The 22,290-nt window shown below is 51.9% G+C and carries 23 protein-coding genes; 16 read left to right on the top strand and 7 right to left on the bottom strand.

Features of this window, described 5'->3' with window-relative positions; genetic code table 11:
• Positions 1-58: 58 nt before the first annotated feature.
• From hflK to G549_RS0106925, 4 genes are read left to right on the top strand one after another with little or no spacing between them, the layout of a single operon-like run.
• Positions 59-1,129, top strand: a complete 1,071-nt coding sequence (hflK, locus tag G549_RS0106940) for an FtsH protease activity modulator HflK (RefSeq protein WP_027834422.1) — start codon at positions 59-61, stop codon at positions 1,127-1,129.
• A 2-nt stretch (positions 1,130-1,131) separates the two neighbouring features.
• Positions 1,132-2,103, top strand: a complete 972-nt coding sequence (gene hflC / locus G549_RS0106935; protein WP_027834421.1) for a protease modulator HflC — start codon at positions 1,132-1,134, stop codon at positions 2,101-2,103.
• Positions 2,103-2,291 carry a DUF2065 domain-containing protein gene (locus G549_RS0106930; protein WP_027834420.1) on the top strand — a complete coding sequence of 63 codons (189 nt, stop codon included), beginning with the start codon at positions 2,103-2,105 and terminating at the stop codon, positions 2,289-2,291. Before hflC ends, G549_RS0106930 begins: the two co-directional genes overlap by 1 nt.
• 41 nt (positions 2,292-2,332) lie before the next feature.
• A complete protein-coding gene (locus G549_RS0106925) occupies positions 2,333-3,784 on the top strand; it encodes a Do family serine endopeptidase (protein ID WP_027834419.1) in 1,452 nt (483 codons plus the stop codon).
• Between the two features lie 2 nt (positions 3,785-3,786).
• Here the strand turns inward: G549_RS0106925 and serB are convergent, their stop codons facing one another.
• Positions 3,787-4,659, bottom strand: a complete 873-nt coding sequence (serB, locus tag G549_RS0106920; protein ID WP_027834418.1) for a phosphoserine phosphatase SerB — start codon at positions 4,657-4,659, stop codon at positions 3,787-3,789.
• A 32-nt stretch (positions 4,660-4,691) separates the two neighbouring features.
• Between serB and miaA the strand changes: the two genes are divergently transcribed.
• The 3 genes from miaA to G549_RS0106905 are packed head-to-tail and all read left to right on the top strand — an operon-like array spanning position 4,692 to position 7,214.
• Entirely contained in the window at positions 4,692-5,573 is an 882-nt protein-coding gene (gene miaA / locus G549_RS0106915; RefSeq protein WP_027834417.1) for a tRNA (adenosine(37)-N6)-dimethylallyltransferase MiaA, read from the top strand.
• Positions 5,574-5,584: 11 nt separating this feature from the next.
• Positions 5,585-5,962 (top strand): tautomerase family protein, encoded by a 378-nt coding sequence (locus G549_RS0106910; RefSeq protein WP_027834416.1) that lies wholly within the window; start codon positions 5,585-5,587, stop codon positions 5,960-5,962.
• A 55-nt stretch (positions 5,963-6,017) separates the two neighbouring features.
• Positions 6,018-7,214 carry an MDR family MFS transporter gene (locus tag G549_RS0106905; protein ID WP_036221638.1) on the top strand — a complete coding sequence of 399 codons (1,197 nt, stop codon included), beginning with the start codon at positions 6,018-6,020 and terminating at the stop codon, positions 7,212-7,214.
• A gap of 9 nt (positions 7,215-7,223) precedes the next feature.
• On the opposite strand, the gene G549_RS19355 is transcribed toward G549_RS0106905, so the two are convergent.
• The 5 genes from G549_RS19355 to G549_RS0106880 are packed head-to-tail and all read right to left on the bottom strand — an operon-like array spanning position 7,224 to position 10,272.
• Entirely contained in the window at positions 7,224-7,784 is a 561-nt protein-coding gene (locus tag G549_RS19355; protein WP_084634062.1) for a DUF4329 domain-containing protein, read from the bottom strand.
• Positions 7,769-8,020, bottom strand: coding sequence for a YdeI/OmpD-associated family protein (locus tag G549_RS0106895; protein ID WP_027834414.1), 252 nt, complete (start codon positions 8,018-8,020; stop codon positions 7,769-7,771). The genes G549_RS19355 and G549_RS0106895 overlap by 16 nt, the downstream gene beginning before the upstream one ends.
• A 44-nt stretch (positions 8,021-8,064) precedes the next feature.
• Positions 8,065-8,541 (bottom strand): YbaK/EbsC family protein, encoded by a 477-nt coding sequence (locus G549_RS0106890; RefSeq protein ID WP_027834413.1) that lies wholly within the window; start codon positions 8,539-8,541, stop codon positions 8,065-8,067.
• Positions 8,541-8,876, bottom strand: a complete 336-nt coding sequence (locus tag G549_RS0106885; protein ID WP_027834412.1) for a DUF4180 domain-containing protein — start codon at positions 8,874-8,876, stop codon at positions 8,541-8,543. Before G549_RS0106885 ends, G549_RS0106890 begins: the two co-directional genes overlap by 1 nt.
• 1 nt (position 8,877) lies before the next feature.
• Positions 8,878-10,272 (bottom strand): dipeptidase, encoded by a 1,395-nt coding sequence (locus G549_RS0106880; RefSeq protein WP_027834411.1) that lies wholly within the window; start codon positions 10,270-10,272, stop codon positions 8,878-8,880.
• Positions 10,273-10,639: 367 nt separating this feature from the next.
• Here G549_RS0106880 and G549_RS0106870 point away from each other — a divergent pair, with 367 nt between their 5' ends.
• Both G549_RS0106870 and ilvN read left to right on the top strand, forming a co-directional pair.
• Positions 10,640-12,397 carry an acetolactate synthase 3 large subunit gene (locus tag G549_RS0106870; protein WP_027834410.1) on the top strand — a complete coding sequence of 586 codons (1,758 nt, stop codon included), beginning with the start codon at positions 10,640-10,642 and terminating at the stop codon, positions 12,395-12,397.
• Positions 12,390-12,923 carry an acetolactate synthase small subunit gene (gene ilvN / locus G549_RS0106865; RefSeq protein WP_027834409.1) on the top strand — a complete coding sequence of 178 codons (534 nt, stop codon included), beginning with the start codon at positions 12,390-12,392 and terminating at the stop codon, positions 12,921-12,923. Before G549_RS0106870 ends, ilvN begins: the two co-directional genes overlap by 8 nt.
• A gap of 45 nt (positions 12,924-12,968) precedes the next feature.
• On the opposite strand, the gene G549_RS0106860 is transcribed toward ilvN, so the two are convergent.
• The gene (locus G549_RS0106860; RefSeq protein ID WP_027834408.1) at positions 12,969-13,547 is read right to left on the bottom strand and encodes a histidine phosphatase family protein; all 579 of its coding nucleotides are present in this window, start codon (positions 13,545-13,547) and stop codon (positions 12,969-12,971) included.
• A gap of 206 nt (positions 13,548-13,753) precedes the next feature.
• Between G549_RS0106860 and G549_RS0106855 the strand changes: the two genes are divergently transcribed.
• The 7 genes from G549_RS0106855 (at position 13,754) to G549_RS0106825 (ending at position 22,274) form a co-directional block, all read left to right on the top strand.
• Positions 13,754-14,491, top strand: a complete 738-nt coding sequence (locus G549_RS0106855; protein WP_027834407.1) for a pyridoxine 5'-phosphate synthase — start codon at positions 13,754-13,756, stop codon at positions 14,489-14,491.
• 112 nt (positions 14,492-14,603) lie between these two features.
• Complete coding sequence (locus G549_RS0106850; protein ID WP_036221634.1) at positions 14,604-15,206, top strand: NADPH-dependent FMN reductase; 603 nt, start codon at positions 14,604-14,606, stop codon at positions 15,204-15,206.
• A gap of 126 nt (positions 15,207-15,332) precedes the next feature.
• On the top strand, positions 15,333-16,169 hold the full coding sequence (locus G549_RS0106845) for a universal stress protein (RefSeq protein ID WP_027834405.1): 837 nt from the start codon (positions 15,333-15,335) through the stop codon (positions 16,167-16,169).
• A gap of 165 nt (positions 16,170-16,334) precedes the next feature.
• Positions 16,335-17,822 carry a carboxypeptidase M32 gene (locus G549_RS0106840; protein WP_027834404.1) on the top strand — a complete coding sequence of 496 codons (1,488 nt, stop codon included), beginning with the start codon at positions 16,335-16,337 and terminating at the stop codon, positions 17,820-17,822.
• Between the two features lie 359 nt (positions 17,823-18,181).
• Positions 18,182-20,038: a putative bifunctional diguanylate cyclase/phosphodiesterase gene (locus tag G549_RS0106835; RefSeq protein WP_169449619.1), complete on the top strand. Its 1,857-nt coding sequence runs from the start codon at positions 18,182-18,184 to the stop codon at positions 20,036-20,038.
• Positions 20,039-20,148: 110 nt separating this feature from the next.
• Positions 20,149-21,417, top strand: coding sequence for an O-acetylhomoserine aminocarboxypropyltransferase/cysteine synthase family protein (locus G549_RS0106830; protein WP_027834402.1), 1,269 nt, complete (start codon positions 20,149-20,151; stop codon positions 21,415-21,417).
• Between the two features lie 221 nt (positions 21,418-21,638).
• On the top strand, positions 21,639-22,274 hold the full coding sequence (locus tag G549_RS0106825; protein WP_036222021.1) for a TetR/AcrR family transcriptional regulator C-terminal domain-containing protein: 636 nt from the start codon (positions 21,639-21,641) through the stop codon (positions 22,272-22,274).
• Positions 22,275-22,290: the final 16 nt, after the last annotated feature.

Genomic DNA, 22,290 nt, shown 5'->3' with positions numbered 1-22,290 from the left:
AAGCTATAGGTTTCCTATATAGTTGAGACACAAATCTATGCAAACTGAAGGGTAACAAATGCCTTGGAATGAAAATAACAGCGGTGGACCTTGGGGACAGGGGCCAAGCGGCGGTTCGGGAGGCGGTGGCGGTGGGCCACGTCGTCCTAGCGGTCCAAATATTGAGGACCTGTTCAAGCAAAGCCGCGAACAGTTTAAGGGCGGAATTCCGGGGGGCCGTTTGGGCATTCTGGCGATTTTGGTATTTATTGTCGTGTTTTGGCTTTATCAAAGCATCTATCAGGTTGAAGCGCAGGAAGTTGGCGTTGAACTGTTGTTTGGTGAGCCCAAACAAGAATTTTCGCAATCAGGTTTGCACTTCCATTTCTGGCCCGTTGAAACTGTTGAGATCGTGACGACCACCCAAAACCAAACACGTATTGGTTCGGTGAGCAGCTCACGTTCAAACCAGCTTTCTGAAGGCTTGATGCTGACAGGTGACCAAAACATCGTTGATGTTGGTTTCTCTGTTCTATGGCGGATTTCAAACCCTTCTGACTATTTGTTTAACGTTGCTGACCCTGATGGCGTGTTGCGCCGTGCGGCGGAAAGCGCGATGCGTGAGGTTGTCGGTCGACGCCCAGCGCAAGACGTGTTCCGGGACAAACGTGCGGAAATCGCTGTTGAGGTTGAGCAGATCATCCAGGAAATTCTCGATTCATATGGCGCCGGTATAAACATCAATGGCGTATCCATTGAGGATGCGGCTCCACCAACCGATGTGGCTGACGCTTTTGATGAAGTGCAGCGTGCGGAACAGGATGAAGACCGTTTCCAAGAGGAAGCTCGCCAATATTCAAACACCCGTTTGGGTCAAGCCCGTGGTGAAGCCGCGCAATTGCGTGAAGAAGCCGCTGCTTATAAAGACCGCGTGGTGAAGCAGGCACAAGGTGAAGCAGCTCGCTTTACCTCTGTTTATGAAGAATATGCCAAGGCACCAGGCGTGACCCGTAAACGGTTGTTCCTTGAAACTATGGAAAGCGTTCTGTCCAAGTCCGACAAGATCATTCTTGAAGGCGGATCGGGTGTTGTCCCTTACTTGCCGTTGCCTGAAGTTCAGGCGCGTCGCAACACGAACACGGGGAATTAATCATGGGTAATCGTGCAATTATTTCTATCGTCGTCGCGATTGTGGCAATTTATTTGTTCTTCTCGTCGATTTTCGTAATCAATGAGCGTCAGCAAGCGATCGTGTTGCGGTTTGGTGAAATTACACGCGTGGTGCAAGAGCCAGGCATTAATTTCAAACTGCCAACAGACATTGTTGAATCGGTTCAAATCATCGAAGACCGCAAAATGCGTTATGAATTGGAAGATATTCGTGTGCAGGTTTCTGGCGGCAAATTCTATGAAGTTGATGCGTTTATCATCTATCAGATTGTTGATGCGCAGAAGTTCCGTGAAGCTGTATTTGGTTCAATTGCAACTGCTGAACAGCGGATTGATACCCGCCTCGAATCTGCATTGCGTCGGGTATATGGTTTGCGCCGTTTCGAAGATGCCTTGTCAGAAGAGCGGACATCAATGATGCGCGAAGCGGCAGCTTTGATCCGGACTGAAACTGAGGAAATCGGTATTGAAGTGGTGGATGTGCGCATTACGCGTACGGATTTGACCACTGAGGTTTCTCAACAGACCTTTGACCGGATGAAGGCCGAACGTTTGGCTGAAGCCGCTCGCTTGCGGGCGCGTGGTCAAGAGTTGGCTCAAACCTTGCGGGCGCAAGCCAACCGTCAAGCTGTTGAAATTGTGGCGACTGCTCAGCGTGATGCCGACATCTTGCGCGGTGAAGGCGAAGCGGAGCGTAACAATATCTTCGCTGAAGCGTTTAACCAGGATCCTGAGTTCTTTGAATTCTATCGTTCCATGCAGTCATATAGGCTTGCGCTTGAGGACAATGGCACAACCATGGTTCTGAGCCCGGATTCTGAATTCTTCCAATATTTCAGCTCTGATAGTGTTGGAGAATTTGAGAATGTGCCTGATGCATCGGCACCTGCGCAAACTGCGCCTGTAGCAGAACCTACAAGCGCGCCAGCTGAAGGCCAGCCTTCGGATCAGTAATGAAAGATCTTTTCATTGCGTTGGCATTGGCTATGTGCTTGGAAGGGCTGCTTTATGCAGCCTTTCCACAGCAAATGAAACGCGCCATTGCGTTAATGTTGGCCACACCTGAAGCACAAATTCGTGTGATCGGGCTTACAACAGCCATCATTGGCTTTATTGTGGTGTTTTGGTTGCGCGCGGGTTAGTTGATCCGCGGGCACCGCATAATTCGGCAGGGAGGGGCCAAATGCGTGCATTTGAATTTAAGCTGAGAACAGCGGCGTCTATGGCGTTAGCTGTTTTTTTTATGGCCTTTGTTCCCTTTTTTGCCACGGCTCAAGGGCCGGTATCCTTCGCGCCATTGGTGAAAGAGTTGCAGCCTGCGGTGGTGAACATATCCACTACCCGTATGGCGCAGCGTCAGTTGGGGTTCGAGTTTCCCGAGCTGCCGGATAATTCGCCGTTACAGGATTTGTTCGAGCGGTTTCAAGAACCTGATTTTGAACATCAGGAGCCGTTGGAAAGCCGCTCGCTGGGGTCTGGCTTTGTGATCGATGGGGACGGCACGATCGTTACCAACTATCACGTTATTGAAGGCGCGACCGAGATTTGGGCTTCCTTTATCGACGGGTCACGTTTGCGCGCACGTATTCTTGGTGTTGATCAAAAAACAGACATTGCGGTGCTGAAGGTCGAGTCCAAACGCCGTTTGCCTAATGTGCGGTTAGGCGATTCAGATGCGGCGGATATTGGCGATTGGGTGATGGCCATCGGCAACCCGTTCGGCCTTGGTGGCTCGATCAGCGCGGGCATCGTGTCCGCGCGCAATCGCGACATTAATTCCGGGCCGTACGATAATTTCATTCAGACTGATGCGGCGATCAATCAGGGCAATTCTGGTGGACCGCTCTTCAACGTTGATGGCGAAGTGATTGGCATCAATACGGCGATTATCTCGCGTACTGGTGGGTCATTGGGGATTGGCTTTTCCATTCCCATCAATTTGGCGAAGCCCGTGATTTCACAGCTTATTGAGTTTGGTGAGACACGACGCGGCTGGCTGGGCATCGGTATTCAGGATGTATCTGAAGATATTGCGTTGAGCCTTGGTCGCCCCAATACGGATGGCGCTTTGGTGCTTTCGGTTAATCCGGATGGACCGTCTTTCGGCACATTGAAAGAGGGCGATTTGATCTTGAAGTTTGACGGCCGTGTGATCGAGCGCATGCGCGATCTGCCTCGTTTTGTGGCGGAGACCGATGTGGGCAAGCGGGTGCGCGTTGAAGTTGAGCGGCGTGGCAAAGTGCAAGTGTTCGAGATTGAATTGGGGCTGTTGGCGCAAGAAAACCCGCTGGATGGCTTGGAGGATATTCCGCTTGATCCGCCGCCTGAAGGGTTGAGCGAAATGCTTGGCTTTGAGTTTGAAGATTTGACGTCGGAAAATCGCGAGACGTTTGGGTTGGATCAGGACGTTGATGGCGTGTTGATTGTAAAATCCTTGCCGCAAAGTGATGCTGAGGAAAAGGGCATCCGCGCAGGTCACCGCATTGTGGAAGTCAATCAACAGCCGATTTATTCAGCCGCAGAACTGCGCGCCTTGCTGGGCACGGCCATCGAAACTGGCCGCGAGGTGATTTTGCTGAAGATCGCTGATCCGGTCGGCAACCGTCGGTTTGTGGCCATTCGGCTCAATAAATAGGCCTAGCGGACGAAATCTTCGTCCGGATAGCCTTGCAAATAGAGCAAGCCGGTGAGGTCGGAATGGTTGAAGCGATATTTCGCTTCTGCCGCCACAACTGGTTTGGCGTGGATGGCCACGCCCATACCTGCGGCTTTGATCATTTTCAAATCATTCGCCCCGTCGCCGACGGCCATGGTTTGGCTGATGTCCAGTTCATGAGATTTGGCGAGGCTGTTGAGCTTTTCCAGCTTTGTGTCTTGCCCCACAATTGGGCGGGCCACCGTGCCTGTCAAAATCTCATCTTCAAAATCCAGCACATTCGCAGTTGCTTCATCAAAGCCGATGCGCTTGGCAAAATAATCGGCAAACAAGGTGAAGCCGCCTGAAACCAAGGCGGTGTAAGCGCCATAGGCGCGCATGGTTTGCACCAGAACGCGGCCGCCAGGGGCATAGGATATTTGCTCGCGCCGTACCTCTTTGATTTTGGCCAGGGGCAAGCCTTTGAGCAATTTCACGCGGGCATCAAGTGCCGCTTCAAAATCCAATTCGCCCCGCATGGCGCGTTCTGTGATTTCAGCAATTTCTTGTTTGATGCCTAAAGCGTCGCCCAACTCATCAATGCATTCTTCATTGATCATGGTGCTGTCCATATCCGCGATCAGCAATTGCTTGCGGCGTTTTGGGTCATCCACCAAGTTTACGTCGACGCGCTTATCGGCAAATGCATCAATGGCTGTTTCCAGCGCATCCTTGGCCTTGAAGTCACCTATCTCGCATGCCACCTCTTGGTGTAGCCAGTTTAGCTGCCCGCCAATGTCGTTTTTAACCAGCTCGACAGTCTTTGGGTCGAGATCGGGGTTGGCGGGGTCGGTGGAAAGCACTAAAACGGACATCTAAGTTCCTGCGATTGGTTGATGAGGTGAATATGCAACGCGCATTGTTGATAGCGGGTCCAACGGCCAGCGGCAAGACGGCATATGCCATCGAGCGTGCAAAGCCTGAGGAGGCGTTGATCATCAACACTGATTCCATGCAGGTATATGACGTTCTAAATGCGTTGACAGCAAGGCCATCGGCGGATGAACTGGCCCAAGCAGAGCATAAATTGTTTGGCCATGTCAGTCCGGCGCGGCGCTATTCCACTGGCGGATGGTTGAACGATGTGGCCCCACTTGTGGACGACGCGGCTGCTTCGGGGCGTATGTTGATTTTCGTTGGTGGCACAGGGCTTTATTTTGATGCCTTGATAAATGGATTCGCCCAGATACCGGAAATACCTCAAGAAGTGATTCAAGAAGTTGAAGCAGTGATTCAACCGATGGGGGAGGCGGAACGAGCCGCCTTTATCGCCGCCAAAGATCCGAAAATGGCAGCGCGGTTGCAAGCGCCTGATCCGCAGCGGGTGGCGCGGGCCATCTCGGTGATGGAGGCCACAAACCGCTCTCTAGCTGATTGGCAGGATGATGACAATGCCCCAAGTTTGCTTGAGGGCTGGTCACTTGAAAAAACAGTGCTGAATCCGGAACGGGACTTGCTGCGCGCGCGCATTGCGAAGCGATTTTCAATGATGATGGATGGGCCTGCGATGGAAGAGGTGAAAGCGCTACTGGCGCTCAACCTTGATCCAAGCCTGCCGGCCATGCGCGCGATTGGTGTGCCCGAGCTTTCTGCGGTGCTGCAGGGCGAAATAAGCTTGGACGAAGCCACTGAAAAGGCGGTGACGGCCACGCGCCAATATGCCAAGCGTCAACGCACATGGTTTCGCACCCGGATGAAAGATTGGCACTGGATCGATCCATTTGCATAAAGGAGGATAAAATGCCCTTACTTCATGTCAAAGCCTTGCCGCAATCCACACAGGTCAATGTGCCTGAAGTCTTGCGCAAAACCTGCATTGCCATTGCTGAAGCCTATGGCTGTCCGGTCGAGTATGTTTCAGCGACATGGCAAGAAATCGCGCCCGACCATTATGTGGTGGGTGGCCAGGGCGGCGCGGTCCGTCAGCCAACCCATACGCATCCCCCTGTTGCGGAGCTTATATGCCTGAAGGGCAAAGACGAGGCGACCATTGAGGCAACGCTGCAGGCGGCAGGCCAGTCGCTGGGTGAGGGCCTTGGTTTGGGCGGCAATGTCTTTGTGACCTACCATCAGGTGGGCAAAGGACGCATCTATGACGACGGCGCGGTTTATAAATAGCTATCTGTAGCTCGACAATTTATTGGGGCTCGTTGATGGGCCGGAAGTGATTTTAATGCAATTGATCAATCAGTTTCGGTCCATCCCACGTCCTGCGCTGATCTTCGGCTTCGCCAATTTTGTTATTGCGGCCGGGGCGTTCGTCTTCCCCTTTATGGCGCTGATGCTCTCGCAAAAGCTGGGCTTTTCGGCCACGCACACAGGTTTCATTATTTATGGCGTGTTTGCCGCGCATTTTCCGGCGCAAATCTTGGGCGGTTGGCTGACAGATCGGTTTGGTCCAAAGCCGATTTATGTGACGGCCATCGCGCTCGAAGTCATCATCACCATTTGCGCAGGCTTCTTTGCAGAGACCATCCTGTTGATCGGCTTTTTGTTTCTGATCAACTTTGCCAATGGCATCATGATCCCCGCAATGCAGGCGTGGCAGGCCAGTTTTTCGACCGCGAAAAACCGCAAGATTGTTTATTCGGTCAGCTATTATGGCTTCAATATGGGGTATGCGGTGGGCCCGGCAATTGGCGGGCTTTTGTTTGCCGATTATTTTCGGTTCATGTTTTGGGGGGACGCTGCCACCACGATATTGGCGTTGATCGTGGTGATCCTGTTTTTGCCCGGCAAGTTTGACCATGGCGAACAAGAAGAGGTTGAGAAAGAACGGCCAGTAGAAGGTTCGGTTTGGCGCTTTTTGGTGACGCGGCCAGATTTGCTGTTCTTTGCGGCGCTGATGCTTGGCATCAATATCGTATATGGACAGCTTACCGTGGCACTACCGTTGCAAATGGAAGAGACATTTGGTGCGGACGGCGCCAAGTTTTATGGCTGGCTGCTGATGGTCACCGCCATCACCGTGTTGGTGGCAACGCCGATCATAGCGCGGGTGACCAATCTGAATCGCACCTTGTCCAATTTGATGATGGCTGGTCTATTTTATGCGATCGGCTTCGGTTTTATCGGCGTGGCCAATCATTATCTGCTGCTGATCATGTGTGCGATTGTCTTTACAGTTGGGGAAGTGTTGTCGGTCACCAACACCAATACCCACATTGCCAATGAAAGCCCCCGCAACATGCGCGGGCGTCTTTCGGGTTCAATAGGGCTGACAATTGGCTTCGGCTTCGGGGCAGCGCCCGCGCTCAGCGGCTGGTTTATCGATCAGTTTGGACTTGCGGTCTTGTGGCCGAGCGTTGCCGCGCTCGCGCTGATTTGCGTGTCGGGATTGGGCGTTTTGCGTCGCACACAAAAGAACTAGGCTGTTGGATCAGTATTCCATGTCGTCGCGGTCATAAAGCCCATCGAGATTGTAGCTGTTGTTCACGGGCGGAAAGGCTTGGTTGTCATAATCTGGGTCGGAAACAGTGCAGTTGCGACCACACAGCAAAATTGCTCTTTCGCGACGCCGATCATTTTTCCAGATGCGACCACCGGGTGTTGAGACATAGCCATCGATCTCTTCGTAAATATCGGCTTCCAAATCGTCGGAGGAGGGCGTTTCGGCGTCTGCATCCCAATCGAACGCCCCATGGGTGTGGTAAGATGCGATAATCTCGACCATATCATCGCTTGGATCGGCGCTGCAGCTATCGGCCCGGCCGCGCTTTGGTTTTGTGGCGATGAGCTTGCCTGCTGCGTTCAGGCCGAAATAGCCGCAATATTCGCGGTTGTTGGCGATGGACATTTCCTGAATGGGGGCAAAAAATTTGGCCAAATAGTTGGAAGAAAGGGATTGGGCAAAAGCGTTTGATGTGAGCGCCAATGATGCAAATATTAGCCCGGCCAACAAAAGCATTGGTGTCCACTGACGGCTTATCGTTTTTTCCATTTCATTCCCATATATTTGTCGCCCGCCGCCAGCTCTTCCAGCATTTGGTTTAAGCGCTTATCTTTGGTTGCTGGCCGCACCGCGCGATTTATCCAGGATAAATAGTCGTTTCGCTGATAGGCCGGACGTTCTTCATACGCCGCCTGCAGACCATTGTCCTGCAATGCTTTGGCCACCGCTTCTGGCATCGGTTGAATGTCGCGTTGTAGATTTTCAAGCTTCGTCGTTTTGGCCATAGTTCCAATTCTAGCAGGAACGCAAAAACTTGAAAATAGAGCGGCTAAAGCACGTTGAGTGACTTTGCACCGGTGAGTGTTACCAACTCGTTTGCACTTGTCTGAAATACGGATTTGGGGTGGCCCGCTGCTGCCCATAGCTCGTCATACGCGAATAAGGTCTCATCGATGAAGATGTCGACTTGACCCGTCGCGCCGAGGGGTGACACGCCGCCAATGGCAAAGCCCGTATGCTCTCGCACAAAATCAGCATCCGCACGGCCCAGCTTTTCCCCGATCAACCGGCCTGCGCGTTTTTCGTGCACGCGATTGGCGCCGGAAACGAACAGCAAATAGGCTTTGTCGCTTTCGGCGCCGCGAAACACCAGGGATTTGACGATTTGTGCCACTTCGATGCCTAAGGCGTCCGCTGCTTGCTGGGCGGTGTGGGCATTGTCGTCCAGGCGCACAATGTCCGTTTTCAATTTGTGGGCGCGCAACACCGCTTCCACGCGCTGTTCCGATTTACTCAATTCGGTCATTAAAACTTTATCTCGTCTTCGTGCGCGACAAACTGGATATGGTCGCCGCGATTACATTCGTAAATATAGTCGCGCAGGGCGTTTGATTGTTTTATCTCGGCTTCAAAGTCGCCAATGATCGCGCATTTAAGGTGGTAATTGACCAGCTTTTGGGTCACCTCGCCAGCCAGCCCGGACCGCAGGTCAAAAAAGGTGGGATCGATTGTCGATTTGGGCAAGACCAATATGGTCTTGCCCTCATAGCCTGCGTTGCCAATATGATCCATAAAGTCACCCACTTTCGCCATGGGCGGATGATCGGCTGGCACCGCATATATTTGGTCAGATGCGGTCATCTTAAACCTTTGCCAATTCCAACAGAATTGCTGCGTGAGAACGAATGCCACGGCGCAGGCAAGTGAGTTCATATTTCTCGTTCGGGCTATGTATATTGTCATCGGACAAGCCAAAGCCCACCATAACGCTTTCCAAGCCGAGCATATTCTTGATGGCGCCGACGGCTGGGATGGAACCGCCCATGCCAATCATTTTGGCTTCGCGATTATACTCAACTTCCAAGCCTTTTTGAGCAGCCTTGAGGTAAGGGCTGTCAATCGGCAATTTCAGAGCGTAAGCCGCGCCATGATTTCTGAAGGTCATGGTGAAATCTTCGGGCAAACGATCAGCGAAGAACTTTTCGATATTGGGCAGGATTTTGGCTGGGTCCTGATCTCCTACCAAGCGGCAGGACAGTTTGACGTGCGCTTCTGAGGCGATCACGGTTTTGTGGCCTTCGCCAATATAGCCACCCCACATGCCATTCACATCGCAACTCGGGCGCGCATATATGCGTTCAATGGTTGAATAGCCTTCTTCGCCCGCAGGTTGCTTTAGGCCAATTTCGCCCAAAAACTCCGCATCATCGAAATTGAGAGCAGAAAGCGACGCGCGCTCTGCATCTCCCAGTGCCGGTGCGCCCTCATAAAAATGTGGGATTTGGATTTTGCCATTTTCATCGTGCAGCTGTGCCACAATGTTGGACATGGCGTGCAGCGGGTTGATCACCGCGCCGCCATACATGCCGGAATGGAGATCACGGCTCGGGCCTTTGATGCTGATTTCAGCGTCGATCAGGCCGCGCAAAGAGTAGGTGATGGCGGGGGTGTTGATGTCCCACATGGCCGTGTCGCACACCACACAAACGTCAGCCGTCAGCAGGCCTTTATTCTGTTGCAAAAACTTATCAAGGCTTGGGCTGCCGGTTTCCTCTTCACCTTCCAGCATGATTTTGACGTTGCACGGCAAATCATCATGTGTTGCGATGAAGGCGCGGAACGCTTCGATAAAGGTCATCACTTGCCCTTTGTCGTCTTCCGCGCCGCGGGCAACAATCTTTTTGCCGTGGGGGCTTTCAACGATGGCAGGTTCAAAGGGGGCTGTGTCCCACAACTCAAATGGATCGCCGGGCTGCACATCATAGTGACCGTAATAGAGCAAGGTCTTGGCGTTCTTGTCTTTTGACTCGCGCTCAGCAAACACAACGGGGTGGCCGTCGGTTTCGATCAATTTGATCTCAAAGCCCATGCCGTTCAGTTCGTTCATCATCCAGTCGGCGGCTTTGCGCACATCTGCATCATAGGCCGGGTCAGTTGAAACAGAGGGGATTTTCAGCCACTCGATCAAGCGGTTTACGCTGTTGTCGAAGTCCTGCTCAATGTGAGAGGTGACATTATCCAAATTGAAATTGCTCATGGCCAGTCTTTCTGATTTCGGGATCGAGGAAGGCGTGTTTTGCGCAGTCTTTTCATTTTAGATGGTACGGTCAAGTAGGAGAGGTGTGAATTTCAATGAGATTGAAATGGACGATTGTGCGCAAATTGGTACTTGACCAATGAATCTAGTCGCTCTACCAATATGTCCAACGTAAATTAATTGAGGCAAACGATGCATCAGGCACTCGTACTCGTGATTATTGGCACCGGCGGCGCGAACATCTAAGTGAGGTTCGTGAGTGTCGGTGCATGCCAAGGTCCCAAAAGGGGCCTTTTTTTATGGCCAATTTAATTGGCATGAGCGCGATTTGAAAAAATTGCACAAGGCTTGAGGAGAAAGAAGAGCTATGGCTGAGCAAATGACCGGAGCAGAAATGGTCATTCAGGCACTTGTCGATCAGGAGGTCGAGCATATTTTCGGCTATCCCGGTGGGGCAGTGCTGCCAATATATGACGCGATTTTCCAAAATGACAAAGTCGAGCACATTCTTGTGCGGCACGAACAGGGCGCGACCCATGCCGCAGAAGGATATGCCCGTTCAACTGGTAAATGTGGCGTGGTGCTGGTGACCTCTGGTCCAGGCGCAACCAACGCGGTGACAGGTCTCACCGACGCTCTTCTCGATTCTATTCCTATGGTCTGCATCACAGGGCAGGTGCCCACACCCTTGATTGGTTCTGATGCCTTTCAGGAATGCGACACGGTTGGGATTACCCGTAACTGCACCAAGCACAATTATTTGGTGAAGTCGGTTGAAGATTTGCCGCGCATTTTGCACGAAGCCTTTTATGTGGCGACCTCGGGGCGGCCGGGGCCGGTTGTGATTGATATTCCTAAGGATGTGCAGTTTGCCTTGGGCAATTATGCCAACCCCAATATTTCCAGTCACCCGACATATAAGCCACAAATGGAAGGCGAGTTGGACGCGATCAAAATCGCCGTGGATATGATGCTGAAGGCCGAACGCCCAGTGTTTTACACCGGCGGCGGCGTGATCAATTCGGGTGACGATGCCACCAAAAGCCTGCGTGAAATGGCGGAGCTGACAGGCTTTCCTGTGACCTCCACATTGATGGGCCTTGGTGCCTATCCAGCAGATGGCGAGCAATGGCTCGGCATGTTGGGCATGCACGGCACTTACGAAGCCAATATGGCGATGCATGATTGCGATTTGATGATCTGCGTTGGCGCCCGTTTTGATGACCGGATCACGGGGCGTATTGATGCGTTCTCGCCGAACTCGCGCAAAATCCACATCGATATTGATCCGTCTTCGATCAATAAAAACATTGTGGTGGATTTGCCGATTGTGGGCGATTGCGGCCATGTGTTGGAAGAGATGGTGCGCTTGTGGCGGGCCAAGACGAATGCGCCGCGCACTGAAGAAATTCAGCCCTGGTTGCAGCAGATTGATCAATGGCGCGCTGTGAAATCATTGCGCTATGAAAAATCAGATAGCGTGATCAAACCTCAATATGCAATTGAGCGTTTGTATGAGCTGACCAAAGATCGTGATGTTTACATCACCACCGAGGTTGGCCAGCACCAAATGTGGGCCGCGCAGCACTTCCATTTCAATCAGCCAAACCGTTGGATGACCTCCGGGGGCTTGGGCACCATGGGGTATGGTCTGCCCGCGTCGGTTGGTGTGCAAGTGGCGCACCGTGACGCGTTGGTGATTGATATTGCAGGCGAAGCCAGCGTTCAAATGACCATGCAGGAAATGTCGACCGCGGTTCAATATGGCTTGCCGATCAAGATCTTTATCTTGAACAATGAATATATGGGCATGGTGCGCCAGTGGCAGGAATTGCTGCATGGTGGTCGCTATTCCAGCTCTTATTCTGAAAGCTTGCCAGACTTTGTGATGATGGCGCAGGCCTTCGGCGCGCATGGTATCATGTGTGATGACCCAAAAGAGTTGGACGACAAGATCATGGAAATGATCGAGATCGATAAGCCTGTTCTGTTTGATTGCCGGGTGACGAAAGAAGAAAACTGCTTGCCAATGATTCCATCGGGCAAGGCGCACCACGAGATGATTTTGCCGGACACGGCAGATATCGGCAACATTATTGATGAGAAGGGGAAGGTCCTTGTTTAAGCCAAGTTGGGATTTGGAACGCAGCCAAAGCGTTGAACGTCACACATTGACCGTTCTTGTTGATAACGAGCCAGGTGTTCTCGCCCGGGTGGTGGGGCTTTTCTCTGCCCGTGGGTTTAACATTGATAGCCTCACGGTTTCAGAAACAGAGCACGATCGGCATCGCTCGCGCATCACGATCGTTACTGTCGCGACGCCAAAAGTTCTGTCGCAGATCAAGTTGCAGTTGGAACGTTTGATTCCAGTGCACCGAGTGCATGATTTGACGGCCGAAGGCGAGTCATTGGAGCGTGAGCTTGCGCTGATCAAAGTGGCAGGCAAAGGCGAAAACCGGGTGGAAACATTGCGTCTGGCTGAAGCCTTCCGCGCCAATGTTGTGGATGCGTCAATTGACAGTTTTGTTTTTGAGATCACCGGCCGCCCATCAAAGGTCGAGCAATTCATCTCTTTGATGCAGCCTTTGGGCCTTGTTGAAGTGGTTCGCACGGGCCTCACCGCAATTTCGCGCGGCAAAGAGGGCATGTAAGCCCTTCGTGATAATCAAAGAAAAGGCGGCCTGGGGCCGCCTTTTTTATGTCCAGATGGTTTCTTGACCATCCTCCAACACATGCACCACGCCTTGCGGCTCTTTCAGGCGTAAGATCTGCGCATCTGTGAGATCGAGATAGATGCCGCGGATTACTTTGCCGATTTGGCCGTGGGCCACCGCGATGGTGGGGCCGGTCAAGCTATCGAGCCATTGGGTGGCGCGCTTGCGCATATCATCCATGGTCTCGCCACCAGGTGCGCCGAAATACCAGTCATAATCAGGCTTGCCGTCCATATGGTCAGGAAATTGTTCTTCCATTTCGGGACGACACAGGCCGCTCAGCTTGCCCAAATCGATTTCCTTGAGCAAATCAACAGGCGTTGGATCAAAAGCGAAATGCTTCTTGATGTTTTCTGCGGTCTCTAAAGTGCGGCCAATCGGGCTGACCATTTGTGCATAGCCATCCGGTGTGCCCAGCTCACGTTTGAGAATTTCACCCAGCTTTTGCGCTTGGCCACGGCCTTTCTCGGTGAGGGGGGAGTTGAGATGACCTTGAGCGCGGCCAGCGAGATTCCATTCGGTCTCGCCATGGCGCATAAAGATAATGCGGGGATAGGACATAGATATTTTTGCTTCTTCGACAGGGACAGTGGTGTTTTTATAGGCCTTGATGTGGCTGAATACAAATCGCTTTCAGCGGGAACTGTTCGGTTGCAGATTTGTCATTTCGCTGTTGCAATTCACTAATAGTGAGGTTGCCAGTTTCAGCAAATTACCTTACCGATTGGTTGGAACAATTACACCTATCGTGTTTCTTCGGAGCAGCTATGACCGCGCTTTCAGTCAATTTGAACAAGGTTGCCTTGTTGCGTAACCAACGTGATTTGCCCTGGCCCAGTGTGGTAGGCATGGGGCGCGTGGTGCTGGATGCAGGCGCTGACGGAATCACCGTGCACCCGCGGCCCGATGAGCGGCATATTCGCCGGTCCGATGTGCCGGAATTGGCGGCATTGGTGAAGGATGAATATCCGGACAAAGAATTCAATATTGAAGGCTATCCGGATGATGAGTTTCTCGATCTGGTGATCGCCAACAAGCCGGATCAAGTGACCTTTGTGCCTGACTCGCCAGATCAGGCCACGTCTGACCATGGGTGGGATGTGCGCGGCGCCCATAATCTGTTGGTGCCAGCGATCAAGCGCATGAAGGATGCCGGCATTCGCGTCTCATTGTTTGTGGATGAAGATCCCAGCGTGCCGCCGGATGCGGCGGAGATCGGCGCGGACCGGATTGAGATTTACACAGGCCCCTATGGCGCCAGTTTTGGCACGCCGATGGGGGATCATCATTTGCAGCGTATGCGGGTGACCGTGCAAGCCGCGCTGGCCGCAGGCCTTGGCATTAATGCCGGGCATGATTTAACGTTGGAAAATCTACCGGCCTTTGTTGAGGTGCTGCCTGAATTGCATGAGGTGTCCATTGGCCATGGCATCACGGCAGATGCCTTGTTGATGGGGTTTGCCGAAGCGGTGCGGCAATATAATAAGGCACTTGGAAAAGCCTAGCCGCCAATCACACTAATTTGATCGCGGAACTCTGATCGGGGCCATCCGTTCCTCCTTCAACAGATCACGGGCACAGGATTTGTGACCGTCATTGTTTAAAGGAGAAATAGATATGCTCAATATTGGAATTATCATGTCGACCACGCGCGATGATCGATTTGCGAAAAAGCCTGCGCAGTGGATTTTGGACAAAGCGCGTGCTTATGAGGGCATAGAAGCTGACCTCATTGATCTGCGCGATTTTGATCTGCCCTTTTTCAATGAAAAGGCGACAAATCTATATGCTCGGTCTGAAGATGCGCGTGCCGTGCAATGGCAACAAAAGCTGGACAGATATGATGGCTTTATTTTTGTCACCGCAGAGTACAACCATTCCATTCCGGCGGTTTTGAAAAACGCGCTGGACCAAGCCTATGTGGAGTGGGTGCGCAAGCCTGCCGCTTTCGTCGGCTATGGCGGTGTGGGGGCATCGCGCGCAGTGGAACATCTGCGCGGCATTGTGAGCGAGTTGCAAATGGCGCCCATTCGTGAAGCTGTCCACATCGGTGGCGGTGAGTTTATGAAGGTTAGTCCGATGGGCGACGACAAAGACATGTCAGCAATTGATGAGATCATTGCGCCAAAAGCCAATGATTTGCTCGATGATTTGGCATGGTGGGGTGACGCGCTGAAAGTAGCGCGGGAAAAATCATCGCCGAAATATGAGGCAGCATAGGCCGCCTAAGCCTTTGCGGCGTCACACATTGTGCAGCTGCTTAACCTTTTGATGCAGATCAAGGCAGGGTGGGGCCAAAGTGCCCCACTATAGGTTTATGGGATTGATCAGACACAGGAGGTCGAGATGATCAAGGATGTATTGGTATATTTAGATGGGTCAAAAGAAGATGAGGTGCGCTTGTCATATGCCGAGCCGATTGCCCGCCGTCATGATGCGTTTTTGACAGGCCTTTTGTGTGTTGAAATTCCAGATGTGGTGAGCGCCGGTGATGGGGTGTTCTCTGTTGGGCAAGTGGCTGCAGAGTTGCAGCAGGAAGCCGAAGAGCAGGGCGACAAATATGAAAAAGAACTCGACATGCGGTTCGCCAAACATGAGTTTAGCTCTGATTTGCGCCGCGTGAGTGCCACACCGTCCTTTATGGGGCAAACGATTGCCAATGAAGCACGGCTGGCCGACTTGATCGTTGCGACACGGCCTTACAAGCACTATTCGGAAAAGCCTGAGATTTTTGAAAATGTCTTGTTTAATTCAGGACGCTCCTGCCTGTTTGTCCCGCCTGCAATTCCTGCGAGTGATGGACCTTACAAAAACATCGTATTGGGTTGGCGCAATTCAAAAGAAACAGCGCGTGCCGTTGCGGATGCGATCCCATTTATGCAGCGTGCGGACCAAGTAACCGTTGCCATTGTGAGCGATGATGAAGCGCCTGAAGAGCGTGGCATCGAGCCTGGTGCCGATATTGCGCGGCATTTGGATCGCCATGGGGTCAATGTAGAGGTGCGCAACATCAATGGGTGGTCAGATGCGGCTGCTGCATTGTTGAACGAAGTTGGCCGCATAGACGCCGACATGATTGTCATGGGCGGCTATGGCCATTCTCGGTTCCGTGAATGGGTTCTTGGCGGCGCAACCCGCGAGATTTTGAGCAAAGCAGAAGTGCCGGTTTTGATGGCACACTAGCTGAATTCAATTCAGCATCGGGGCAGAAGGGTCGCATTTTTGCGACCCTTTTGTTTTGCGATAAAGGCGCTTGCGTTGGCGCAAAACATGGCGTTACTCTCTGGGCTCAAAACCACATGATTTCCTATCAATGTGGCCTTTCGCACTAAATCTGGGGAGACGGGCATGGGCGCCTATTCTGAGTTGAAGAAACGATTTGCACAAATTTCAGCAATTGAGGGGGCAGCCTCTATGCTGAGTTGGGATGCAGAAACCATGATGCCCAAAGGGTCGGCCGAGGTGCGGGGCGAGCAATTGGCCGCATTGGCGGGCGTGGCACACGAAAAATACACCGCGCCGGATTTGGGCGATCTGATTGCAAAAGCCAAGGAAGAAAAGCTTGAGGGTTGGGACGCTGCCAACATCAAAGAGATGGAGCGTGTTTATTTACACGCGAATGCGGTGCCAAATGATTTGGTGCATGCGCTAAGCAAGGCCCAGTCTGAAACCACGCATGTGTGGCAACATGCGCGGCCTGAGAATGATTTTGATAGTTTTGCTGCCAAGCTTGAGCCCTTGCTAGGACTAATACGCCAGGCAGCCGACGCCAAAGCCGATGCGTTGGGCCTGAGTGCGTATGATGCGCAATTGGACACTTTTGATCCGGGGATGCGCACCACCAAAGTCGATCAATATTTTGATGAGTTGGGTGCATTTCTGCCGGACTTTTTGAATGAGGTCATCGAGTTTCAAGAAACCCATCGCCCCGTGAAGCCGTTGGATGGTGAAACGCCTGTTGGCGCGCAAGAAGCACTTGGTCGCCGCTTTATGGAGGCGCTGGGCTTTGATTTTAGTCATGGGCGCATTGACGTGTCGGCCCACCCTTTTTGTGGCGGTGTGCCGGGTGATGTGCGCTTGACCACGCGCTACAATGCCAATGCGTTCTCCACCAGCCTTTACGGGGTGCTGCACGAAACTGGTCATGCCATGTACGAGATTGGCCTGCCGGCGGAGTGGCGCGGTCAACCTGTGGGCAATGCCTGCGGGATGAGTATGCATGAAAGCCAGTCGCTGTTTTTGGATATGCAGCTTTGTCGGTCCGATGCATTTTTGGCCTACGCATTGCCAAAAGTGCGGGAGGCTTTCGGTGTCAGTGGATCTGCTTGGGAAATGGAAAACTTCAAACGCTCAATCTTGCGGGTTAAGCGGGGACTTATTCGTGTGGACGCGGACGAGGTGACTTATCCGCTGCATGTGATGTTGCGCTATCGCATTGAGAAATCACTGCTCAGCGGCGATCTGCAAGTGGCTGACTTGCCCGGCTATTGGGACGATGAGATGGAAAAGAATATTGGCGTGCGCCCCGATTGCGTTGGCAATGGCTGTATGCAGGATATTCACTGGTCAGGCGGCGCATTGGGTTATTTCCCCACATATACAATCGGCGCGATGACCGCATCGCAATTGTTCAAGGCGTTGCAAAGTCAGGTTACCGGCTGGGACGACAGTGTGCGTCGTGGCGATTTCACGTCGATCTTTGAGTGGCTGCGCACCAATGTGCACCACCGTGCATCCTCTGTTTCTATGGATGAAATGGTGTCTGATGCGACAGGTTCGGTTCTGGATGTTGAGGTTTTCAAGCAGCATCTGCATGAGAGATATTTGACTGCCTAAATTGATAATTCGATGCGAAGAAAAGGCCGGCATTTTCATGCCGGCTTTTTTGTATTCAATTTTGTCTGATAATTCAGTTAGTTAAATTGTTACACTTATATGATTACATCTTTAATTAATTTAATTGTTTTTCGTTTTTTGGAATGGAGTGTTTTTAGCTCAATTTGTGCAGAACAATTAAATTTTTTCTTTGGTCGAATCTCAAAAGGTGTCTCAGGCAAAGAATTAGGGTGGGGTGAAGATTGATTAGTCGCGTGGCGAGCTGGTTCAAGGCTGCGGTGTTGATTGATGGTTCAAACGAACCATTGATGCGCGCGCAGTTGCGAATGCTTCGTTTTCGACTCCCTTTCGTTTATTTATTGACCTTTTCTGCACTTTTGGTGGTCGCACAGCGGCGCTTGGTGGACGGGTTTGACCCGGTCATTGTTATTGGTACGGCCATTTTGGTGGCGGTATCATTGTGGCGTATCGTTCATTGGGTCCGATTTAAGGGCAAAGAACTCGACGCCCAACAGCTTCAAAAACAACTTCAAAATATCGTCTACGCTGCGGCCGGCTTGGGCATTGTATTCACCTCCTGGGCGATATTTGCCATGTCACAATCCAGCACAACAGCGCACAAAGAAGTTGGGTTTTTCGTTCTGTTGTCGTTGCTCGGGGCCTTGTTTTGCCTCGCCTATTTGCGTCAGGCGGCTGTGGCGCTCGTGGTCAGTGTCGGTGTGCCGCTTTATGTTTGGAGTTGGATAGCGCAGCTTGACCTGTTTTCTGCCCTGACCTTCCATTTTTTGTTTGTTGTTACGATCATCACGCTGGTCACACGCAGTTTTGGTTTTGATTTCGAACGGTTTATTGATCACCGAACGCGCCTTTATGCTGCAAAAGCAGACGCGCGCGCCCAGGCCAAAGAAATGCGTGATTTGGCCTTTAAGGACATGTTGACAGATCTAGCCAACCGACGTGGCTTTTTTAATTATTTGGAAAAGCACTTTCCGACGCGATCAGATCAAGTTCTCACTCTTGGATTGATCGACCTAGACGGTTTTAAGCCGATCAATGACATTTATGGTCACCCGGCGGGGGATGATTTGTTGTGCAAAGTGTCGCGCCGTCTGGTCGAGTTTCTCGGCGAAGAAGTTTTCGTTGCGCGGGTAGGGGGAGACGAGTTCGCCCTGATTACCCGCCACAAAATGTCTGACCATGAAGTGGTTGCACTGGGGCGGGCGGTTTGCGCGGCGCTTAAGGTGCCCTTTGTGTTGAAAACGGGCGTTCAGGTTAAACTCTCCGCCTCAATTGGGTTTGCTCGGGCGGGAATTGACGCTGCGGATGCGGAGAAATTGTTTGAACGGGCCGACCACGCCCTATATTACGCCAAGACCTACAATATCGGCCATGCCCTGTTGTTTGAGCAAAAGCATGAACGGATCACGCGAGATTCAGCCGAGATTGCTCAGGGGCTAAGGGATAGCCAGTTCATTGACGAAATGGAAATGGTGTTCCAGCCCGTGGTGAGCGCCGCCAATAATAATATAACGGCTGTTGAAGCGCTGGCCCGTTGGCACCGCCCTGATGGGTTGGAGATTTTGCCCAATCGGTTCATCCCAGTGGCTGAGGCGATGGGGTTGATGAATAAGCTGACATTGGCGCTGTTTGAAAAAGCCACGGATTCAATGTTGAAGCTGCCCAAATATTTGCGCCTAAGCTTTAATCTATCTCCTGCTGATGTGATTGAGCCGCATGTGGTTAAAGCGTTGATTGAGACCACGCGGCAAAAAGGCATTTCACCCAACCGCATTATTTTTGAGATTTCTGAGAACGTGCTGCATGACCATTTGGAGCAGGCTGAAAAGATGCTCAATCAATTGAGCGATTTTGGCTTCACGATTGCGCTGGATGATTTTGGCGGGCGGATTTCGAATTTTAATCATCTGCATCAATTGCCGATTGATGTGGTGAAGCTGGATTCGGAGCTCATATGTGATTTGCGGTTCTCCACCCAAAGCCGGATTTTGGTGCAAAAAATTGTCGAACTTGCCCAGGGGTTGGGTTTGCGGGTGGTGGCGCAAGGCATCAGTTCCAGCGATCATTTGCATGTGCTGGAAGGCTTGGGTTGCCAATATTATCAAGGGTTCCATTTCGCCCGTCCCATGTCGCATCAAACACTGGTCAATTTGCTGCACACTCAAGATGGGCAGCTTGGCAAGCAGGGCGTGGCATAGATTTTTTACAAAAGCGGGCTTTAATAGACTGTATTTTCCCTTTTGCACCTTTGCGGTTTCTGCACAACTGCTAAGATGCGCCGAACTCTGTCAAATTTCGGGAAAATATTATGAAGCTTGAATCACTCGCCCTGCATCATGGCTATGAATCAGAAGCCACCACCAAGGCAGCGGCTGTGCCGATTTATCAAACGACAAGCTATACGTTTGATAATACGCAGCATGGCGCCGATCTTTTTGATCTTAAGGTGGAAGGCAATATCTACACCCGGATCATGAACCCGACCAACGCGGTGCTGGAGCAGCGTGTTGCCGAGATGGAAGGCGGCATTGCCGGGTTGGCGTTGGCCTCTGGCATGGCTGCGATCACCTATGCCATCCAAACCATCGCTGGTGTGGGCGACAATATTGTTTCTGTCAGCCAGCTTTATGGCGGCACCTACAATTTGTTTGAGCACAGCTTCCCGCGTCAGGGCATTGATGTGCGCATGGTTGATGCCAGCTTTGACGGCATTGAAAAGCTGTTTGATGAAAATACCAAAGCGGTGTTCTGCGAAAGCATTGGCAACCCGGCTGGCAATGTGGTCGACATCGAAAAATTGGCTGAGATTGCCCACAAGCATGGCGTGCCGCTGATCGTTGACAACACGGTAGCATCGCCGTTCCTTTGTCGCCCCATTGATCATGGTGCCGACATTGTTGTGCATTCATTGACCAAATATATTGGCGGCCACGGCACAAGTGTCGGCGGCATTATCGTTGATAGCGGCAAGTTTGACTGGGCGGCGGATAAGAAGCGCTTTGCGGTTTTGAATGAGCCAGATCCATCTTATCATGGTGTTGTTTACACTGAGGCGCTTGGGCCTGCAGCCTTTATTGGCCGCGCGCGTGTCGTGCCGTTGCGCAACACGGGTGCCGCTCTTTCTCCCATGAACGCATTCCAGATTTTGCAAGGTCTTGAAACACTTGGTCTGCGCATGGAGCGTCACTGCGAGAATGCCCAAAAAGTTGCTGAATATCTTGAGGCGCACGACAAGGTGAGCTGGGTGAATTATGCCGGCCTTAAATCTTCGCCATACAATGCGTTGGCCAACAAAATCTCCGGCGGCAAGGCCTCGGGCATTTTGAGCTTTGGCATTAAGGGCGGTCAGGAAGCAGGTGCTCGCTTTATTGATGCGCTGGAGATGATTTTGCGGTTGGTGAATATTGGCGACGCCAAGTCACTTGCATGTCACCCGGCCTCCACAACCCACCGTCAGCTCAATGATGATGAACTGAAAGCCGCTGGCGTGCCGCGCGATTTGGTACGGATCTCCGTGGGTATTGAACATATAGATGACATTATCGCTGACATCGAACAAGCGCTGGACAAAGCGTAGTTCATAAAGCGAATGAATTGATCGGGGCGCTTCGGCGCCCCTTTTGTTAACATGCTGATTGTGTGGGGCAATTCCTGCTTGCATTCGAAGGTGTAACTTTTTGTTGACATTTACCGAACCGTACGGTACGGTTCCATATCAAATTGAGCGACTCGGTTTCAATTTGGCCGTAGGGCCGTTGAGTTGGGTTGCAGATGGGCGCGGCAATTCGCGACCGATCGATGGAGGTAAAATTGTCGGCTGCCATTAAACTGGGTGATGAAGAACTGACGCAACGCCAACAGGACGTGTTGGATATTGCTTTGTCCTTGCTGGTTGAAGTGGGTGACAAATTGACGATGACTGGTGTTGCGCGGCGCGCACGCTGTTCAAAAGAGTCGCTCTATAAGTGGTTTGGCGATCGTGATGGATTGTTGACGGCGATTGTGCAGTGGCAGGCGGCGAAGGTGCGTCCGGTGCCGTTGGGACCACAGCGCATGAGCATTGAAGCATTGCAAGCCAATCTTGAACGGTTTGCCTATGACTGGCTCAAAGTGATTGCAGGCGACATTTCGGTGGCGCTGAATCGTTTGGCCATCACCCATGCGGGACCGTTGAGCAATTTGGGACACACGGTTTTAACCAATGGCCGCTTTGCGGTTGGTAAACGGTTGAAGCCTTTGTTGAAGGCAGGGCGGGGCGCAGGGTTGCTTCGCTTTGACGACGAGGAGGAGGCGTTTCGGACCTTTTTCGGCCTGGTGCTGAGAGATGTTCAAGTGCGGCTTTTATTGGGTGACGAGTTTGAGCTTTCAGATCAAGACGTTATCCGCGATGCAAAACGGGCGACTGAGCAGTTTTTGAAATTGTACGGCGCTTAAAAATAACAACCAATCT

Origin of the sequence: Maritalea myrionectae DSM 19524 (assembly GCF_000423365.1) — a bacterium.
GTDB lineage: Bacteria > Pseudomonadota > Alphaproteobacteria > Rhizobiales > Devosiaceae > Maritalea > Maritalea myrionectae.
The sequence above is the reverse complement of the archived record's forward strand: the minus strand, read 5'-3'. Positions and strand labels throughout refer to the sequence as shown.

What these genes read in the sequence shown, in the direction of transcription:
- G549_RS0106885 (WP_027834412.1), bottom strand. Translation starts at nt 8,876, where the DNA reads ATGACCGCATCTGACCAAATATATGCGGTGCCAGCCGATCATCCGCCC.
- G549_RS0106845 (WP_027834405.1), top strand. Translation starts at nt 15,333, where the DNA reads ATGATCAAGGATGTATTGGTATATTTAGATGGGTCAAAAGAAGATGAG.
- G549_RS0106930 (WP_027834420.1), top strand. Translation starts at nt 2,103, where the DNA reads ATGAAAGATCTTTTCATTGCGTTGGCATTGGCTATGTGCTTGGAAGGG.
- G549_RS0106855 (WP_027834407.1), top strand. Translation starts at nt 13,754, where the DNA reads ATGACCGCGCTTTCAGTCAATTTGAACAAGGTTGCCTTGTTGCGTAAC.
- G549_RS0106860 (WP_027834408.1), bottom strand. Translation starts at nt 13,547, where the DNA reads ATGTCCTATCCCCGCATTATCTTTATGCGCCATGGCGAGACCGAATGG.
- hflC (WP_027834421.1), top strand. Translation starts at nt 1,132, where the DNA reads ATGGGTAATCGTGCAATTATTTCTATCGTCGTCGCGATTGTGGCAATT.
- hflK (WP_027834422.1), top strand. Translation starts at nt 59, where the DNA reads ATGCCTTGGAATGAAAATAACAGCGGTGGACCTTGGGGACAGGGGCCA.
- G549_RS0106850 (WP_036221634.1), top strand. Translation starts at nt 14,604, where the DNA reads ATGCTCAATATTGGAATTATCATGTCGACCACGCGCGATGATCGATTT.
- G549_RS0106880 (WP_027834411.1), bottom strand. Translation starts at nt 10,272, where the DNA reads ATGAGCAATTTCAATTTGGATAATGTCACCTCTCACATTGAGCAGGAC.
- G549_RS0106925 (WP_027834419.1), top strand. Translation starts at nt 2,333, where the DNA reads ATGCGTGCATTTGAATTTAAGCTGAGAACAGCGGCGTCTATGGCGTTA.
- G549_RS0106905 (WP_036221638.1), top strand. Translation starts at nt 6,018, where the DNA reads ATGCAATTGATCAATCAGTTTCGGTCCATCCCACGTCCTGCGCTGATC.
- G549_RS0106890 (WP_027834413.1), bottom strand. Translation starts at nt 8,541, where the DNA reads ATGACCGAATTGAGTAAATCGGAACAGCGCGTGGAAGCGGTGTTGCGC.
- miaA (WP_027834417.1), top strand. Translation starts at nt 4,692, where the DNA reads ATGCAACGCGCATTGTTGATAGCGGGTCCAACGGCCAGCGGCAAGACG.
- G549_RS0106840 (WP_027834404.1), top strand. Translation starts at nt 16,335, where the DNA reads ATGGGCGCCTATTCTGAGTTGAAGAAACGATTTGCACAAATTTCAGCA.
- serB (WP_027834418.1), bottom strand. Translation starts at nt 4,659, where the DNA reads ATGTCCGTTTTAGTGCTTTCCACCGACCCCGCCAACCCCGATCTCGAC.
- G549_RS19355 (WP_084634062.1), bottom strand. Translation starts at nt 7,784, where the DNA reads ATGGAAAAAACGATAAGCCGTCAGTGGACACCAATGCTTTTGTTGGCC.
- G549_RS0106910 (WP_027834416.1), top strand. Translation starts at nt 5,585, where the DNA reads ATGCCCTTACTTCATGTCAAAGCCTTGCCGCAATCCACACAGGTCAAT.
- G549_RS0106870 (WP_027834410.1), top strand. Translation starts at nt 10,640, where the DNA reads ATGGCTGAGCAAATGACCGGAGCAGAAATGGTCATTCAGGCACTTGTC.
- G549_RS0106825 (WP_036222021.1), top strand. Translation starts at nt 21,639, where the DNA reads ATGGAGGTAAAATTGTCGGCTGCCATTAAACTGGGTGATGAAGAACTG.
- G549_RS0106895 (WP_027834414.1), bottom strand. Translation starts at nt 8,020, where the DNA reads ATGGCCAAAACGACGAAGCTTGAAAATCTACAACGCGACATTCAACCG.
- G549_RS0106830 (WP_027834402.1), top strand. Translation starts at nt 20,149, where the DNA reads ATGAAGCTTGAATCACTCGCCCTGCATCATGGCTATGAATCAGAAGCC.